Genomic DNA, 14,967 nt, shown 5'->3' on the forward strand with positions numbered 1-14,967 from the left:
AAAAGTTATTTACTTATTATTTAAAGTATTTGAAGAAATTATATTTTTTGGTTTTACTCCCATATTTAAAAATTCTTCACTGCGTTTAATTAAGTTTCCATTTCCTTGTGATAACTTATTAGTGGCAGCTTCATAAGATTTTTGTGTTCTATTTATATGCAGTCCGATATCTTCCATATCTTTTACAAAAGAATAAAACTTATCGTATAATTGTCCCGCTTTTTTAGAAATTAGCAGGGCATTTTCATTTTGATGCTCATAACGCCAGATATTTTCAATTGTACGTAAACTAACATACAAAGAAGAAGGAGAAACCAGCATAATATTATGTTCAAAAGCATTTTGAAATAAAACAGAATCTTTTGAGGTTGCGAGCATAAATGCACCTTCAATTGGAATAAACAAGAGCACAAAATCCAAAGAATTTACGGCTTTTATATCTTCGTACTTTTTAGAACTTAAGTCCTTAATATGTTTTGAAATAGACTTTATTAACTCTTTTTCGTAGAATACTTTGTCTTCTTTTTTATCATGTTCAATATATTTACTATAAGAAAGCAATGAAACTTTAGAATCAATCACTATGTCTTTATTTTGAGGTAAATGTACAATTACATCTGGTCTTAGGCGTTTCCCGTCATTTGAAGTATAAGAACCTTGGGTGCTGTATTCTATACCTTCTCTAAGACCCGTTTGCTCCAAAATTTTAGACAATATCATTTCGCCCCAATCCCCTTGGGTTTTATTTTCACCTTTTAAAGCTTTTGTTAAATTGATTGCATCATCCGATATTTTTAAATTTAAATCTTTTAGTGTTTTAATCTCGTTTAACAAAGACGATCTTTGTTTTGTTTCTTCTATATAGATTGCATTAACTCTTTGGTTAAAGCCTGCTAATTGTTCTTTTAAGGGTGTAAGAACTAAGGATAAATTATCATTGGATTTTCTTGTATTTTCATCAAAAATTTTTGAAGAAATTAATTCAAATTCTTTTTTGATTTCTAATTTAGATTCTTCTAATAATAAGAGTTTTTGAGCATAAGAATTTTGTTCATTTTCTTGAATCTTATTATAGTACTTTTCTTTTTCTTCATATTTAGAAGATAAAGCTTCTATTTCAAAGTCTTTTTCTTTTAATAAAGAAGCAGACTTATTTAACTCTTGTTTATAGGTATTATGTAGATTTTGTATATTTAGTTCATATTCAAAAAGTTTTTTTTGTATTTTTTTGTCATACAACAATTTAAAAAGAAGACAAATAAGCAAAAAAGAAAATACTAAAACAAGTGCTAAAATAAGAAAGTCATTTTTAAGCATTGTCTGTATTAACACCTTTATCTGCTTTATTGTCGTCTTTGTGAATATCATGTCCCAGTTCTTTAAAACGCTCAGTTAATGGCGGATGTGAATAATAAAAGAAAATATATAAAGGATGTGCTAAAGGAAAAGATTTGTTTTCATTTGCAAGTTTTAATAAAGCATTCACTAGGTCTTCTTTACTTTGTAGTTTTGAACCAAATTCATCTGCTGCATATTCATTGTGTCTGGAAATCAAGGAAATTAAAGGCATCAAAAAAAATGAAAAAATAGGTGAAAACATTAAAAATACAATAATTATAGAGTAAGGTTCATTGTTTAGTTTCATTTGTAAAAATAATTCTTCACTTAAATTTCCAAAAAAAGCAAAAAATACAAACATAATTAAACCCATGATTCCTATATTTTTAAGAATGTCTCCATTTTTAAAATGTCCTAATTCATGGCCTAAAACAGCCAATAATTCATTGTGACTTAATTTTTCTATCAAAGTATCGTATAAAACAACTCGTTTAGTACTTCCTAATCCTCCAAAATAAGCGTTTAATCTATTATCACGTTTGGAAGCATCAATTGAGAAAACACCTGAACTTTTAAAATCAACCGCTTGTAATAATTTTTCAATTTTTTCTTCAAGCTCTTTGTCTTTTAAAGACTCAAATTTATCAAACATTTTATCTCTAATAATAGGATATAACATATTAATTAAAATAATTACAGAGAAAATAAAAACAAAACCCCAAATCCACCAAAAAGCCAAATGTTCAATAATCAGTGAAATTCCGGCAATTACAGCAGATCCAAAGACTAAAAATAAAAGCGTACTTTTAATGGTGTCTTTTATATACAAAGAAACCGTCATATTGGAAAATTCATATTTTTTATCCAAAGAAAAAACTTTATATATTTCAAAAGGCATAGATAAAATAGAATTTATAATAATAAATATATTCACAAAAATCACTGCTTTAAGCCACAAACTCTCAATTACTATACTTGAATCTAAAAATTCAAGACCAAAAGAAATCCACGCAAAAAAGATGATAAATTCATAAAAAGAGGAAAGAATCGTCATTTTTTCTTTTTCAATCGCGTAATTCCCAGCTATTTCATATCTTGTTTCATCCAAGATAACAGGTTTTAATTTTTTTGCTTTTTTTATAAAAGCAACTTGCATAAATGAAGTATAAATATTTACTGTAAAATATATACAATAAGCAATAATAAAATATTCTAACACATACAATCCTTAGGTATTTTTTGTATTATAGCAAAGCTAAATAAACAATGCTTATGATTTTAGTTTTTTAACGTTTTTTGTAAAAATAATTGTGCTTTATTTATGTTTTTTGAATCATCAGAGAACATAATTATTTCGTAGTTTCCTTTAAAAGCATTTTTATTTAAATTAAGACTTCCAAACATTAATACATCCTTGTCAAATAAAATAAAAGAAGCATTCATTCTTGTTCTAATTAATTTCACATCTATCTTATTTTTTCTTAATAAGTTTACAATACTGCTCTTATTGTTTTTATTAAAGTCTAAATACACTGTAATATCTAAGTTTTTTCTTTTTTTTGCTCTAATTAAATCTATAGCAATCTTTTTGTAGTTAAACTCATTCATCACAATTAAAATGCTTTTTCTAGAAATATTGATTTCTTTTAATAATCTTGCACTTACCGCTTCTTTGTCACCAGGAAGAAAAAAAAGTTTATCGCTTGCATTAATATTAGTAAAAAACACAACAAACAGTAAAAAACTTATTAAAAGTCTCATGCTAAAACTTCATACATATCATCAGGAATACGAAAAGGTTTTAAATCTTTTACATAAACAGCTAGAATACTTGCTTTAAACAGTAAAACATCATCTCTATAGATATCTTGTTGTAATAGCAAAGAAGTAAATTTTCGTTTAACTAAGGTAGTTTTTACTTCAATTATATCTCCTAAAACAGCAGGTTTTATGAAATCACATTCGATTTTTTTTACAACAAAAAATTCATTATTATTTTTTTGAGGACTTAAGTTCTTTGAGAAAAAAAGCTCTGATCTGGCTCTTTCACAGAATTTTATATAATTCGTATGATAAACAACTCCACCGGCATCGGTATCTTCATAATATATTCGTATTTTCATTAAAATAATCCTATTTCTATTCTTGTCTTCAGTATACTATTCTAGGGTTAAGATAAGCTAATTAGATACTAGGATTGTTATTAATAGGTAATTTTATTTTAAACACACAGCCTTGATGCACTGTTTTTTCGTAATCGTAAGTGATGTTATTGACTTCTATACTGCCTTTAAACTGTTTTGATATAATTTCTCTGCCTAAATATAAACTAGTACCTGTACCCAAATGTTGTTTTTTAGTTGTAAAATAAGGCTCAAAGATTCTTTCCAGAAACTCTTTTTTAATGCCCAAAGCATTGTCTTTTATGCAAATAATGGCAAAATCGTTTTCTTTAATAATATCAATAAAAACAAAACGTTTATATTCTTTTCCCCCATGAACAAAAGCTTCTTTTGAATTGTTCAAAATATTTAAGAAAATTTGCATTAATTCTATTTCATTCCCCGTAATATTTACATCTTCTAGGTTTAAAATCAGTTTTATATTCGACTCTTCATATTTTGAGAAAATTAGTTTTTGTGTTTTAAGAAAGGTTTTTTTTAAATTGAAAATAATGTTTTCATTTTTTGCTTTAAAAAAATCTCTAAAAGTATCAATAGTTTGTGATAATTGTTTCGTATTGCTTAAGATGATACGAATAGATTCTCTAAATTGTTTTTCATCTAAAAATTTATATTCATGCTGTAGCTCCATTCCACTGGCAGCTACAGAAATTGCTGATAAGGGTTGTCTCCATTGATGTGCAATATTTTCAAGCATTTCACCCATAGATGCTAATTTTAAATTAAGAGATAAGGTTTTTTCTCTGTTTTTAACTTCTGTTAAATCTAAAATTGCAAGTATTTTGAATTTTTTCTTTGACGAAATAAAAATATCTTCTTTTAATAACATACAAAATGTTTCTGCATTTTTTTTGACACCAAAAACTTCATAAGAATCTCTGTACTTCTTTATACTGTTTGTTAAAACTAAACCTTGCGATTGTTTTGCAATAAAATAAGCAGGTTTTTTACCCAAAACTTCTACTTTAGAATCAAAACCAAATAGTTTTAAACATTCATAGTTGATTTCGGTACATTTATCATTTTCAAATACAATCAGGGCTTCAAGAGTGGAGTTAATAAGTGCATGAAACTCATTTATGCGCGTATTTAAAGCTTCTTTTGTGAGTAATAATTTATCGTTGTGTGCCTCTAATTCTAAGGTCCTTGTTTTTATTTTTGCTTCTAAACCCAAATTATTGTCTTGTAATTCTTGAATTAATATTTTATTTTTAAAAAAAAGTTCGTTAAAAGCACTTGCCATGTCGCCAATCTCATTTTTATTGTTTAATGTTATCTTAGTGTATAAAATACTGTTATTCATATTTTTCATTTGTTTTGAAATAATACGAATAGGATGAATGATTAACTTATTTAACAAAGTATTGATTAAAATAAAAATGATAAGGATTAAAGAAAACAAAAAAACATACACAAATAATTCAATTTTACTCATTAAAGATACAAATTCATCTACTGAATAATAAATAACTAATTTTCCCCATGTTTTATTGATAGCTCTAATGTCATATTCAAAAGCAATGGCTCTTTTTCCATGGTACATAAACTGATATTCATCAAAATATAAAGTATTTTTTTTATCAAAATACTTTATATCAAAAGAGGAAGCTTGTTTGTTTTGATAGATTAAAACATTCTGTTCATCAAAAGCAGCAATATGAAGTATTCCATCAAGACTTTGCAAATCCATACAGGTTGCTTTAATAGAGTCATATTGTTTTAAAATAAAATCATTGATTAAAATGCCAGAACTTAACTTCATAAAACTTTGAACAGAAACATTTATATTAGCAAAAACTTTCGCTTCTAATTCTTTTTTCAATGGATTCAAAAAGAGCACAAAAATAAGACATAAAATAATAAATAACAATAATAAACTATAGGAAAATTGCTGTTTTAGTGTATTTTTCATAAATTCAAAAGCTTTTTATGGTTTCAACATAAGAAACCTTATTATTTACGAACTTTACTATAATTTTATCTTTATTTACGGGGTCACCATTTATATCAAAACTTATATTTCCTGTAGCACCTTTAAAGTTTTTGGTTAAAAGTAAAGCTTTTTGTATTTTTAAAGGATCAAAAGATTCTGTTCTTTTGATGGCATCCATTAAAAGCATCACCGCATCATAAGTCAGAAGTGCTCCAGAACCTTGAATTTTTGTTAATTGAGGCAATATTTTTTTTGATATTTCATTGTTATTGTCTTTATGCCAATGGGTTACAAAATAATTTCCATTAATCTTATTGGAATATTCATACATAATCTTACTCCAAGAATCAAAACCAACAAATATTTTTGACAGCCCCATATCATAAGCTTGTTCAATCAATAAAGCACTTTTAAAACTTTTCTCACTTAAAACAACAATATCGGGTTTTTTTTCTTTGATAACAGCAATAATATTTTTAAAATTACTGGTACTTTTATTATATTTTAGAACATCTAAAATATTAATATTAAAATTCTTAAAACTTTTTTGAATTTCTTTATTTAGAGAAATAGAATGGTTACTGGAAATATTTTCTAAAACAATAACCGTTTTTGCTTTTAAAGAAGTAGAGATAAATTTGGCAAGAGCTTTGCTTTGTGAGATATCCACATAACACACTCTAAAAATAAAATTTCCTATTTTACTCAAAGCTGGATTGGTTGAAAAGTTAGAAATCATAGGAATTTTTTTATCCTGTAATATCTTAGCCATTGCAATACTATGAGAACTCCAAACAGAACCAATAACAGCAGAGACTTTTAACTCGTCTGCTTTTAGGGCAGCTTGCATGGAGCCTAAAGCCGTACTTTTGTTATCTAGTTCATGAAGAATAATTTGTTTTCCTAAAATACCGCCGGTTTTGTTTATCAAATTTACAGTAATTCTAAGAGCTTCAATAGAATAAAAATTTCCTTTTGCTGCTTTTCCAGTATGAGAAAAAATACCGGCAATATGCAAAGAATCCTGGGCAAAAAGTGATTTTAACAATAAAGTAAATAGAAAAAAATATTTTAGATACATCTTAAAAACTCCTTTTACTATAGATATAAAAGATTAATAATTTTATTATGAGAAAGTATAATGATATTAAATTAATTTAATATAAGTTTTTAAAAAAAATATTGTCTTTTTTTAGAAAACTGTTTTTTTTGTGGATTCTTTTGTAACAAAAAACCAATAATTCCTAGCTTTGGCTTTTTAATTCTATTTTATTAGAGCAAATTTTATATACTGTTATATATAAAAAGAAGGTTCAATATGAAAGAATTTCAAGAAGAAATAATACAAACATTTAATGAAATGTATTTAGTAGAAACACTCAATTTAAACAATAAATGTATTTTAGACTTAGGTTGCGGCAATGCCAAAATCACTAAAGAAATAAAAAATAATGGATTTGATAGAAGTATATATGCTTGTGAAATAGATATAATACAACATAAGAAAAACTTACTTAATAATGATGGTATTATTTACAAACCTTATGGTGCAGAAGAATTAGGCTTCAATGATGAGACTTTTGATATGGTATTCATGTTCAAATCTTTTCATCACATACCTAAAAATTTAATGAAACAGGCTTTGAGTGAAATAAAAAGAGTTTTAAAACCCAATGGATTATTATATATTTCTGAGCCACTTTTTAAAGGAAAACACAATGAATTAATTGCTATGTTTCATAATGAAAAAGAAGTAAGAGCAGAAGCTTTTTTAAGCATAGAACAAGCGGTGAAAGAAGAAAAATTTAAACTCTTTCAAGAGATATTTTTTAATGCTGAAATAAGTTATAATTCATTTGAAGAATTTAGTCTTAAACATATTAATCAATCCTATAACAACAATGAATTAAAAGAAGAACTTTACTTAAAAATCAAAGAAAAATATCTTGAATATTCTAAGAATGATAAAGCAGAATTTCTAAAACCTTTTAGGGTAGATATTTTACAAAAAATCTAAGCCTAGAGTAAAACATTTTAGATACAATAAAAAAAATCAATTATGAAGAAAAAATATGACACAAAATGAATACAATAAAAATATAGAAAAACTTATATCTTGGGCCTACGCTTATTATGTTCAAGATGACCCACAAGCAAGTGATGAAGAATATGACAGTTTAGCCAGACTTTGTTTATCCTATGAAAAACAAAACCCTTCTCATGCCAACGCGAATACTCCTAATAATCGTGTTGGAGGTAAAGTACTTGAGGGCTTTAATAAAGCCGATCATTTAAGTAGAATGTGGTCACAAGAAGATGTATTTAACACACAAGAATTAATAGATTGGATTAAAAGGGCCAAAAAAGTAAGTACTGATCTTGAATTTTATTGTGAACCAAAATTTGATGGGGCATCATTAAATTTAATTTATGAAAATGGTTTTTTAAAACAAGCCATCTCAAGAGGTGATGGTAGTATTGGGGAAGATATTACAAACAATGTTATAACTATTCACTCAATTCCTTTGGAAATAAAAGAAAAGTCTTTAATTGAAATAAGAGGCGAAATTGTTATAAAAAAAGCTGATTTTGAAAAAATAAATGAAGACAGGGCTAAAAACAATGAAGCAATGTTTGCAAATCCAAGAAATGCTGCTTCTGGTTCATTAAGACAACTTGATCCCAAAATTACAGCCAAAAGAAAACTGTTTTTTAATGTATGGGGTGTAGGACAACATAAGCTTTCCTTTAAAACAAACTCATCTTTAATGGAATATATTTATACACTTGGTTTTGTCAAACCTCCCATGCTTACTAAAACAAGAACAGTAGAAGGTATTGAAAAACTTTATCATGAAATAATTGCAAAAAGAGAAAAAATACCCATGATGTTAGATGGAATGGTAATAAAAATCAACAATCTAGAAATACAAGAAGAACTAGGACATACCGTAAAATTTCCAAGATATTCATGTGCTTATAAATTTCCAGCTGTTGAAAAAACAACAAAAGTAATTGATATCATTCAACAAATAGGACGAACAGGTGTTATTACTCCTGTAGCGTTAGTAGAACCTACTTTAATTGATGGATCAACTGTTGAGAAAGCATCTTTACACAATTATGATGAAATTGCGCGTTTGGATTTAAGGATAAACGATGAAGTTATCATTATAAAAAGTGGAGATATTATTCCCAAAATTACAAAAGTATTTAAAGAGAGAAGAGATTCTAGCTCAGTTCCTATAAAAAGGCCAGTTGAGTGTCCCAATTGCCAAAGTGAATTATTAGATGAAGGTATATTAATTAAGTGCCAAAATCTTGATTGCAGTTCAAGAGTAGTAACAAGCATTATATATTTTGCCTCAAAAAACTGTATGAATATTGATGGTTTGGGTATTAAAATTGTTGAAATACTAGTAAAAGAGAAAAAAATAAAAGACATCTTAGATTTATATTTTTTAGAATTTAATGATTTAATTTCTTTAGAAGGTTTTAAAGAAAAAAGAATTAATAATTTATTAAAGGCTATAAAAGATACAAAAGGTACCCAGTTACATAGGTTAATAAACGCCTTAGCAATTGAACATATAGGGGAAGTAGCTTCAAAAGAAATAGCCTTAGGTTTTGGAGAAGAACTTTTTTCTCTCACCTACGAAAAACTTATCAGTATTGAGGGTTTTGGGGAACAAATGGTTAATTCATTTTTAGAATTTATGCGGGTTAATGATACCTTGATTAAAGAGTTATTTTCAATTATTAATCCTAAAATTGAGCAAAGAATTGAAGCAGCTGAAAACCCTTTTAAAGCTAAAACGGTAGTTATTACAGGAACAATGAGTGTAAGCAGAGGTTTGATAAAAAAAGACCTAGAAGACTTAGGAGCTAAAGTAAGTTCTTCCGTATCTAAAAAAACGGATTTCTTAATTTATGGAGAAGATGCGGGTTCTAAATACGATAAAGCATTATTGTTAAAAGTAAATACAATAAGTGAAACACAAATGAGAGAATTATTGAAGTAAAGTACTTTATACTGTTACTTTTTCATCTTTTTTATGCGAATAAAGTGAATACTATATTTGAATCAAGTCATATTATTACTTTTGTTCTATAATATATCTTAATACTTTTTAAAGGCGAAGAATGATTCAAAAAGACCAAAAATCACTTGCCATGACTATGTTAATGACACCAGATAAAGCAAATTTCTCTGGCGACAATGTCAATGGTGGTGAAATATTAAAAATGCTTGATCACGTAGCTTATGCTTGTGCGGCAAGATATACAGGGATGTATGCAGTTACTTTATCTGTTGATATGGTACTTTTCCAAAATCCTATTAAAATTGGTTCACTTGTGACCTTTTATGCATCTGTTAATTATACAGGACGAACTTCAATGGAGATAGGAATAAAAGTTATTTCAGAAGATGTAAAAAACAGAGAGACAAAACATACAAATGTATGTTATTTTACCATGATTGCAGTAGATGAAAAAGGAAATCCAACACCAGTACCAAAACTTCCTATTGAAACAGACGATGACAAAAGAAGATATAAAGATGCTATTAGACGTAAAGAAGCTAGAATTGAAGCTAAGTCAATTACTCATATACGATAAATTATTAAAATAAAAAGAAGTGTTACTTCTTTTTATTTACTTGACTTGACTTTAATTCTGAAAATTCCTCGTAAGAACCTTTAAAATCAATAATTGATCCATCTGCTTGAATTTCTATAATTCTATTAGCATATACATCTAATAATTCCCTATCATGAGATACACAAATAACAGAACCAGCATAAGCCAATAGTCCTTCTCCAAGTGCAATAATAGCTTCTAAATCAAGATGATTTGTAGGCTCATCTAAAATCATAAAGTTGGGTTGTTCTAACATAATTTTAGAAAGCATCATTCTGTGTTTTTCACCACCAGAACACGCTTTTACTTGTTTTTCTTGCTCAGTACCATTAAATAACATTCGTCCTAAACAGTTTCTAATTTCAGAAATATCTGCATCTCTATCAAAAGCTCTTAACCAATCGTATAAAGTAATATCACCTTCAATTAAATCCGTAGCATTTTGAGGAAAATAACCATTTTGAATAGTAGCTCCCCATAAAATATCACCAGAATCTGCTTTGATATTTTCAACCATTACTTCACATAATGTAGTTTTTCCAATACCATTTGGCCCAATAACAGCTATTTTATCTTCTTTTTCAACAGTAAAAGTAATGTCATTTAATACAACTTTTCCATCAAAAGATTTGCTTACATTTTTAAGTGTTAGAATTTCTTTTCCAACTTCTCTTTTTTGTTTAAAGATAATAGCAGGATCTCTTCTTGAAGAAACCTTGATAGACCCAACATTTAGTTTGTCAAGTTGTTTTTGTCTTGATGTTGCTTGTTTTGCTTTTGAAGCATTTGCAGAGAATCGTGTAATGAATTTTTCTAATTCATCTTTCTCTTTTAATTTTTTGTTAACATCTTTTTCATTTTGTTTAGCAATTACCATTGAAGCTATATACCAATCATCATAGTTACCTGAGAATTCTCTGATTTGTTTATAATCAACATCTAAAATATTTGTACAAACAGCATTTAAAAAGTGTCTATCATGAGAAATAACAACCATTGTTCCATCATGATGTTGAAGTCTGTTTTCTAACCATCCAATAGTTGCAATATCCAAGTTATTCGTAGGCTCATCTAAAAATAATGCATCTGGTTTTGGGTATAAAACTTGTGCCAATAAGACTTTAAACTTATCTCCACCTGTAATGCTTGACATTAAATCATTTTGTTTTGAAGCAGGAAAACCTAAATCTTCAAGAATTTTTGTGATTTTAATATCGTATTCATACGTTGGATCTTCTTCACAGCAAATAATCTCTAATTCACCTAATTTATCTCCAATTGCATCCGTATATTCTTCTAAATACAGTTTTTCTTTTTCTTTAATTGCATCATAAAGTCTTTTATTTCCTAAAAGAACGGTATCAAAAATTGAATACTCTTCGTACGCAAATTGATTTTGCCCCAAGGTTCCAATTTTTTTACCATTTTGAACTTGAACTTCACCATCTGTAGCATCTTCAATACCTGATAATATTTTAAGAAATGTAGTTTTTCCAGCACCATTTGCGCCGATTAAACCATATCTTTTCCCTGAATCTAACTTGACATTAATATCTTGAAATAAAACTCTTGAGCCGTAAGCTTTTTTAAGATTAACTGTTTGTACCATAAAATCTCCATTGTTTAATAAAAGGCGATTATATCCAAAAATATCTAAGTTTTCCATAAGGCAAATAAATACTTCTTATTAAAATTTAATTTAAAAACAGTGGAAGTTTTTAAAATAAATAACTATATAATAATTCTTAAATAACTACAAAGGCTAAACTTGAAAATACTTATTGTAGATGACAGCATAACGTTGTTGCAAGGATTGGTTTCTGTATTAGAACATATAAGTCCTTTAGAAATATTTACGGCAAAATCAAAACAAGAATGTGCCAATCTTTTACTTCAAGAAAAAGGTAAATTTGATATTGCTATTTTAGATTTAGGTTTACCAGATGCTCCTGATGGAGAAATAATACTATTTATGGAAAAATTTTCTATTCCCAGTATCATTTTAACAGCCAAACAATACGACAAAAATAATCCTTTATATAAACATGATTTTATAATTGATTATGTAATTAAAAATGGCGCTTATTCTCTTGATTATACGGCTTATGTTGTGCAAAGATTTATAGACAATTCAAAAGTTGATGTATTAGTAGTTGATGATTCCAGATCTTTTTCGGCAAAAATAAAACACTTATGTAAAAAATACAATATCAATACAATTTTAGCATCTTGCGCAGAAGATGCAATAAAAATCATGAAAAGTAAAAATAAAATCAAGTTAATATTAGTTGATTACATAATGCCAGGAATGAATGGCCTAGAACTTACTGCATTAATGCGAAAAAAATACAAAAAAGATGAGATATCAATTATTGCTTTATCTTCAATAACAGATAAAGAAATCGTTGCAAAATTTTTGAAATACGGTGCCAATGATTTTATTTACAAAGATTTTTCAGACGAAGAGTTTTATGCAAGAGTAAATTCTAATCTTGACATTATAAAACTTTTTGAACAAAGCAGGGATCGAGCAAATAAGGATTATATGACAGGAATGTATAACAGACGTTATTTGTTTGAAAAAGGAAGAAAAATTTACGAAAAAGCAAAAAAAGTAGACAGTTATCTTTCTTGTGCGATTATTGATATTGATAAGTTTAAAAATATAAATGACCAATATGGTCATGATGTGGGAGATATCGCCATTAAACATATTCCTGAGATTTTAAATACGTTTTTGGATAACAATAATTTAATATCCAGAGTCGGTGGAGAAGAGTTTTGTATTATTAGTAAAAACATCAATGAAAGAGAAATATTAGAACTTTATGAAGAAATCAGAAAAGCATTTGAAGAAACAATTATAAATATTGAGGATTTAAAACTTAAATTTACTGTTTCTATTGGACTTACCACTTCTTTTGCTTCTTCATTTGAAGACATGTTGAAACAAGCAGATCTTGCTTTATATGAAGCAAAAGAAACAGGAAGAAATAAAGTAATTCTTTTAAAATAAGTATTAATTACTAATACTTATTTTTGACTCTTTATTTAATTATTTCAACAACTTCACTAGAGCTAAGTCTTAATTGAGAACTTTGTTCATTAATTCTGTATCCAAAAGGAAGGACTACTGATACTTGGTACTTACTCGTATCAAGACCTAATACTTTTTCAAGATTCTCTTTCTCAAAACCTTCTATAGGACAAGAATCAATTCCAATACTAGCAGCTGCTGTCATCATATTAGCTACGGCTAAGTATGTTTGTTTAGAAGTCCACGCATAAATATTTGAATCAGAACTTAAAGTATCACTTAAATGATTGGCATATAAATTTAAGTAAAAATCATATTGTTCTTGAGACATATCTCGTCTAGCAAATCGTTTACCTGGAATACTTGACTCAGGTTTTACATCATAAATTTTGGCAAGTACAATTATTAATTCACTAGCACTTGTAACTTGAACTTGATTCCAAGACACTTCTTTTATCTTTTCTTTAAGTTCTTCGTTTTTAATTACTAAAAACTTCCAAGGTTCCATTCCAAAAGAAGATGGTGATTTACGTCCTGCTTCTAGAATATAATTAAAGTCACTTTCTTCAATTTCTTTTGTATCATCGAAAACTTTACAAGCATGTCTAAAATCCATTGCTTCATTGAATATCGTTTTATTTGTTTCTTTTTGCATTTTGGTCCTTTTATTTCTAAGTAAGTATACACTCTTTAGTATTAAAATATCATTACGATACTAAAAGTAAGTTATAAACAATTTTTCTAAGAAAAATTCTTTGATAAAAGTTCTTTAAATACTTTGAGCTCACTTTTTACATCTAAATCACTTTTAAAAATATCATGCATCGCATAACTTTTTAATGCGTTCATTCCACAAAACTGAAACGTTTTATGAGTCGCGATATTGGCTTCATCTAAGGATAATCCATCAAAAAAACCCTCTTTATTTGAAAATTCACTTGAAGGACAATTATAAGTAAAACTTAACATGTATTTTTTACCTTGTAATAAACCTCCACTTCCATATTTTTTGCTGCTGTCTTTTGAGCTTCTTCCATCATTAACATAAGTAACATTTCCATAACCCCCTGAAAAAATTTCATCAATGTATTTTTTTGTAAGCCAAGGTACACCCATCCAATATACGGGATATTGAAATAAAATATACTCCGCCCAGGCAAATTTTTCCAATTCTTCTTTTACATCATAATTGCTTTCAACTACACTGTGTTGCACCTCAAAGTCTTTTTCATTAAAAACATCAAGCGCAGCATCAATTAATATTTTTGTTAATTTTCCTTCCGCAATACCTTCGTATCTTTGATGTCCATTTATAATCAGTACTTTTTTCATTTGACCTCATTTCTTTTATGTTATCCATTAATTTTGGAGTATATTGCTAATTAACTTAAATGTTGCTTACATTACTTTAGGTAAGTAATGGAGTATTTGTTTATTTATGATATAATACTTTCATATAAGGAAATTAATGTATATTATTAATAATAAAGAGTTCAACTGTGCTATTAACGTAACCCTAGACATATTTAATGACAGATGGAAATTGTCTATTATCTATCATTTGTTAGACAGCAATAAAAGGTTTAAAGAACTGAATGAAGAAATTTGTGAGATAACACAAAAAACACTTACTGTAAAATTAAAAGAATTAGAAGAAAAGAATATCATAAACAGAAAAGTTTTTGCTCAAGTTCCTCCAAAAGTAGTATATTCATTAACTCCTAGTGGAAAAAGATTAAAAACAGTAGTAAATGAAATGTACAACTGGGGTCTTGGTTATGTACAAGAGCATGGAGAAATAACTCCAGACTCTTGTGATATGGAAAAGTAAAAAA

Annotated in this window: 14 protein-coding genes; 5 read left to right on the forward strand and 9 right to left on the reverse strand. The window is 27.5% G+C overall.

What is annotated here, in order from left to right; translation table 11 throughout:
- Positions 1-9 precede the first annotated feature (9 nt).
- From HRT41_14055 to HRT41_14080, 6 genes are all read right to left on the reverse strand, one after another.
- The gene (locus tag HRT41_14055) at positions 10-1,317 is read right to left on the reverse strand and encodes a DNA recombination protein RmuC (protein NQY25146.1); all 1,308 of its coding nucleotides are present in this window, start codon (positions 1,315-1,317) and stop codon (positions 10-12) included.
- A complete protein-coding gene (locus HRT41_14060) occupies positions 1,310-2,557 on the reverse strand; it encodes a M48 family metallopeptidase (GenBank protein NQY25147.1) in 1,248 nt (415 codons plus the stop codon). The genes HRT41_14055 and HRT41_14060 overlap by 8 nt, the downstream gene beginning before the upstream one ends.
- A gap of 59 nt (positions 2,558-2,616) precedes the next feature.
- Complete coding sequence (locus HRT41_14065) at positions 2,617-3,099, reverse strand: hypothetical protein (GenBank protein ID NQY25148.1); 483 nt, start codon at positions 3,097-3,099, stop codon at positions 2,617-2,619.
- On the reverse strand, positions 3,096-3,461 hold the full coding sequence (locus tag HRT41_14070) for a YbgC/FadM family acyl-CoA thioesterase (protein ID NQY25149.1): 366 nt from the start codon (positions 3,459-3,461) through the stop codon (positions 3,096-3,098). The genes HRT41_14065 and HRT41_14070 overlap by 4 nt, the downstream gene beginning before the upstream one ends.
- Positions 3,462-3,522: 61 nt before the next feature.
- Positions 3,523-5,433: a hypothetical protein gene (locus HRT41_14075; protein ID NQY25150.1), complete on the reverse strand. Its 1,911-nt coding sequence runs from the start codon at positions 5,431-5,433 to the stop codon at positions 3,523-3,525.
- Positions 5,434-5,437: 4 nt separating this feature from the next.
- Positions 5,438-6,535, reverse strand: coding sequence for an ABC transporter substrate-binding protein (locus HRT41_14080; protein ID NQY25151.1), 1,098 nt, complete (start codon positions 6,533-6,535; stop codon positions 5,438-5,440).
- Between the two features lie 237 nt (positions 6,536-6,772).
- On the opposite strand from HRT41_14080, the gene HRT41_14085 reads away from it, so the two are divergent.
- The 3 genes from HRT41_14085 to HRT41_14095 all read left to right on the forward strand — a co-directional run bounded on the left by HRT41_14085 (position 6,773) and on the right by HRT41_14095 (position 10,074).
- Positions 6,773-7,471: a class I SAM-dependent methyltransferase gene (locus HRT41_14085; protein NQY25152.1), complete on the forward strand. Its 699-nt coding sequence runs from the start codon at positions 6,773-6,775 to the stop codon at positions 7,469-7,471.
- A 55-nt stretch (positions 7,472-7,526) separates the two neighbouring features.
- Entirely contained in the window at positions 7,527-9,476 is a 1,950-nt protein-coding gene (gene ligA / locus HRT41_14090; protein ID NQY25153.1) for an NAD-dependent DNA ligase LigA, read from the forward strand.
- A gap of 121 nt (positions 9,477-9,597) precedes the next feature.
- Positions 9,598-10,074 (forward strand): acyl-CoA thioesterase, encoded by a 477-nt coding sequence (locus tag HRT41_14095; protein ID NQY25154.1) that lies wholly within the window; start codon positions 9,598-9,600, stop codon positions 10,072-10,074.
- Between the two features lie 22 nt (positions 10,075-10,096).
- Here HRT41_14095 and HRT41_14100 read toward each other — a convergent pair whose 3' ends face one another.
- On the reverse strand, positions 10,097-11,704 hold the full coding sequence (locus tag HRT41_14100; GenBank protein ID NQY25155.1) for an ATP-binding cassette domain-containing protein: 1,608 nt from the start codon (positions 11,702-11,704) through the stop codon (positions 10,097-10,099).
- Between the two features lie 159 nt (positions 11,705-11,863).
- Between HRT41_14100 and HRT41_14105 the strand changes: the two genes are divergently transcribed.
- Positions 11,864-13,111 (forward strand): diguanylate cyclase, encoded by a 1,248-nt coding sequence (locus HRT41_14105; GenBank protein ID NQY25156.1) that lies wholly within the window; start codon positions 11,864-11,866, stop codon positions 13,109-13,111.
- Between the two features lie 31 nt (positions 13,112-13,142).
- Here the strand turns inward: HRT41_14105 and HRT41_14110 are convergent, their stop codons facing one another.
- Together HRT41_14110 and HRT41_14115 are read right to left on the reverse strand one after the other, a co-directional pair.
- A complete protein-coding gene (locus HRT41_14110; protein ID NQY25157.1) occupies positions 13,143-13,787 on the reverse strand; it encodes an NAD(P)H-dependent oxidoreductase in 645 nt (214 codons plus the stop codon).
- A gap of 86 nt (positions 13,788-13,873) precedes the next feature.
- Positions 13,874-14,464: an NAD(P)H-dependent oxidoreductase gene (locus HRT41_14115; protein ID NQY25158.1), complete on the reverse strand. Its 591-nt coding sequence runs from the start codon at positions 14,462-14,464 to the stop codon at positions 13,874-13,876.
- A 136-nt stretch (positions 14,465-14,600) separates the two neighbouring features.
- Between HRT41_14115 and HRT41_14120 the strand changes: the two genes are divergently transcribed.
- Positions 14,601-14,963: a helix-turn-helix transcriptional regulator gene (locus tag HRT41_14120; GenBank protein ID NQY25159.1), complete on the forward strand. Its 363-nt coding sequence runs from the start codon at positions 14,601-14,603 to the stop codon at positions 14,961-14,963.
- The last annotated feature ends 4 nt before the right edge of the window (positions 14,964-14,967 follow it).

The organism is Campylobacteraceae bacterium (assembly GCA_013215945.1).
In the GTDB taxonomy this organism is placed as follows: domain Bacteria; phylum Campylobacterota; class Campylobacteria; order Campylobacterales; family Arcobacteraceae; genus NORP36.

Excerpts from the sequence above, each read along its gene's own strand:
- HRT41_14110 (NQY25157.1), bottom strand. The coding sequence starts at position 13,787 with ATGCAAAAAGAAACAAATAAAACGATATTCAATGAAGCAATGGATTTT.
- HRT41_14095 (NQY25154.1), top strand. The coding sequence starts at position 9,598 with ATGATTCAAAAAGACCAAAAATCACTTGCCATGACTATGTTAATGACA.
- ligA (NQY25153.1), top strand. The coding sequence starts at position 7,527 with ATGACACAAAATGAATACAATAAAAATATAGAAAAACTTATATCTTGG.
- HRT41_14075 (NQY25150.1), bottom strand. The coding sequence starts at position 5,433 with ATGAAAAATACACTAAAACAGCAATTTTCCTATAGTTTATTATTGTTA.
- HRT41_14055 (NQY25146.1), bottom strand. The coding sequence starts at position 1,317 with ATGCTTAAAAATGACTTTCTTATTTTAGCACTTGTTTTAGTATTTTCT.
- HRT41_14085 (NQY25152.1), top strand. The coding sequence starts at position 6,773 with ATGAAAGAATTTCAAGAAGAAATAATACAAACATTTAATGAAATGTAT.
- HRT41_14070 (NQY25149.1), bottom strand. The coding sequence starts at position 3,461 with ATGAAAATACGAATATATTATGAAGATACCGATGCCGGTGGAGTTGTT.
- HRT41_14120 (NQY25159.1), top strand. The coding sequence starts at position 14,601 with ATGTATATTATTAATAATAAAGAGTTCAACTGTGCTATTAACGTAACC.
- HRT41_14115 (NQY25158.1), bottom strand. The coding sequence starts at position 14,464 with ATGAAAAAAGTACTGATTATAAATGGACATCAAAGATACGAAGGTATT.
- HRT41_14100 (NQY25155.1), bottom strand. The coding sequence starts at position 11,704 with ATGGTACAAACAGTTAATCTTAAAAAAGCTTACGGCTCAAGAGTTTTA.
- HRT41_14065 (NQY25148.1), bottom strand. The coding sequence starts at position 3,099 with ATGAGACTTTTAATAAGTTTTTTACTGTTTGTTGTGTTTTTTACTAAT.
- HRT41_14080 (NQY25151.1), bottom strand. The coding sequence starts at position 6,535 with ATGTATCTAAAATATTTTTTTCTATTTACTTTATTGTTAAAATCACTT.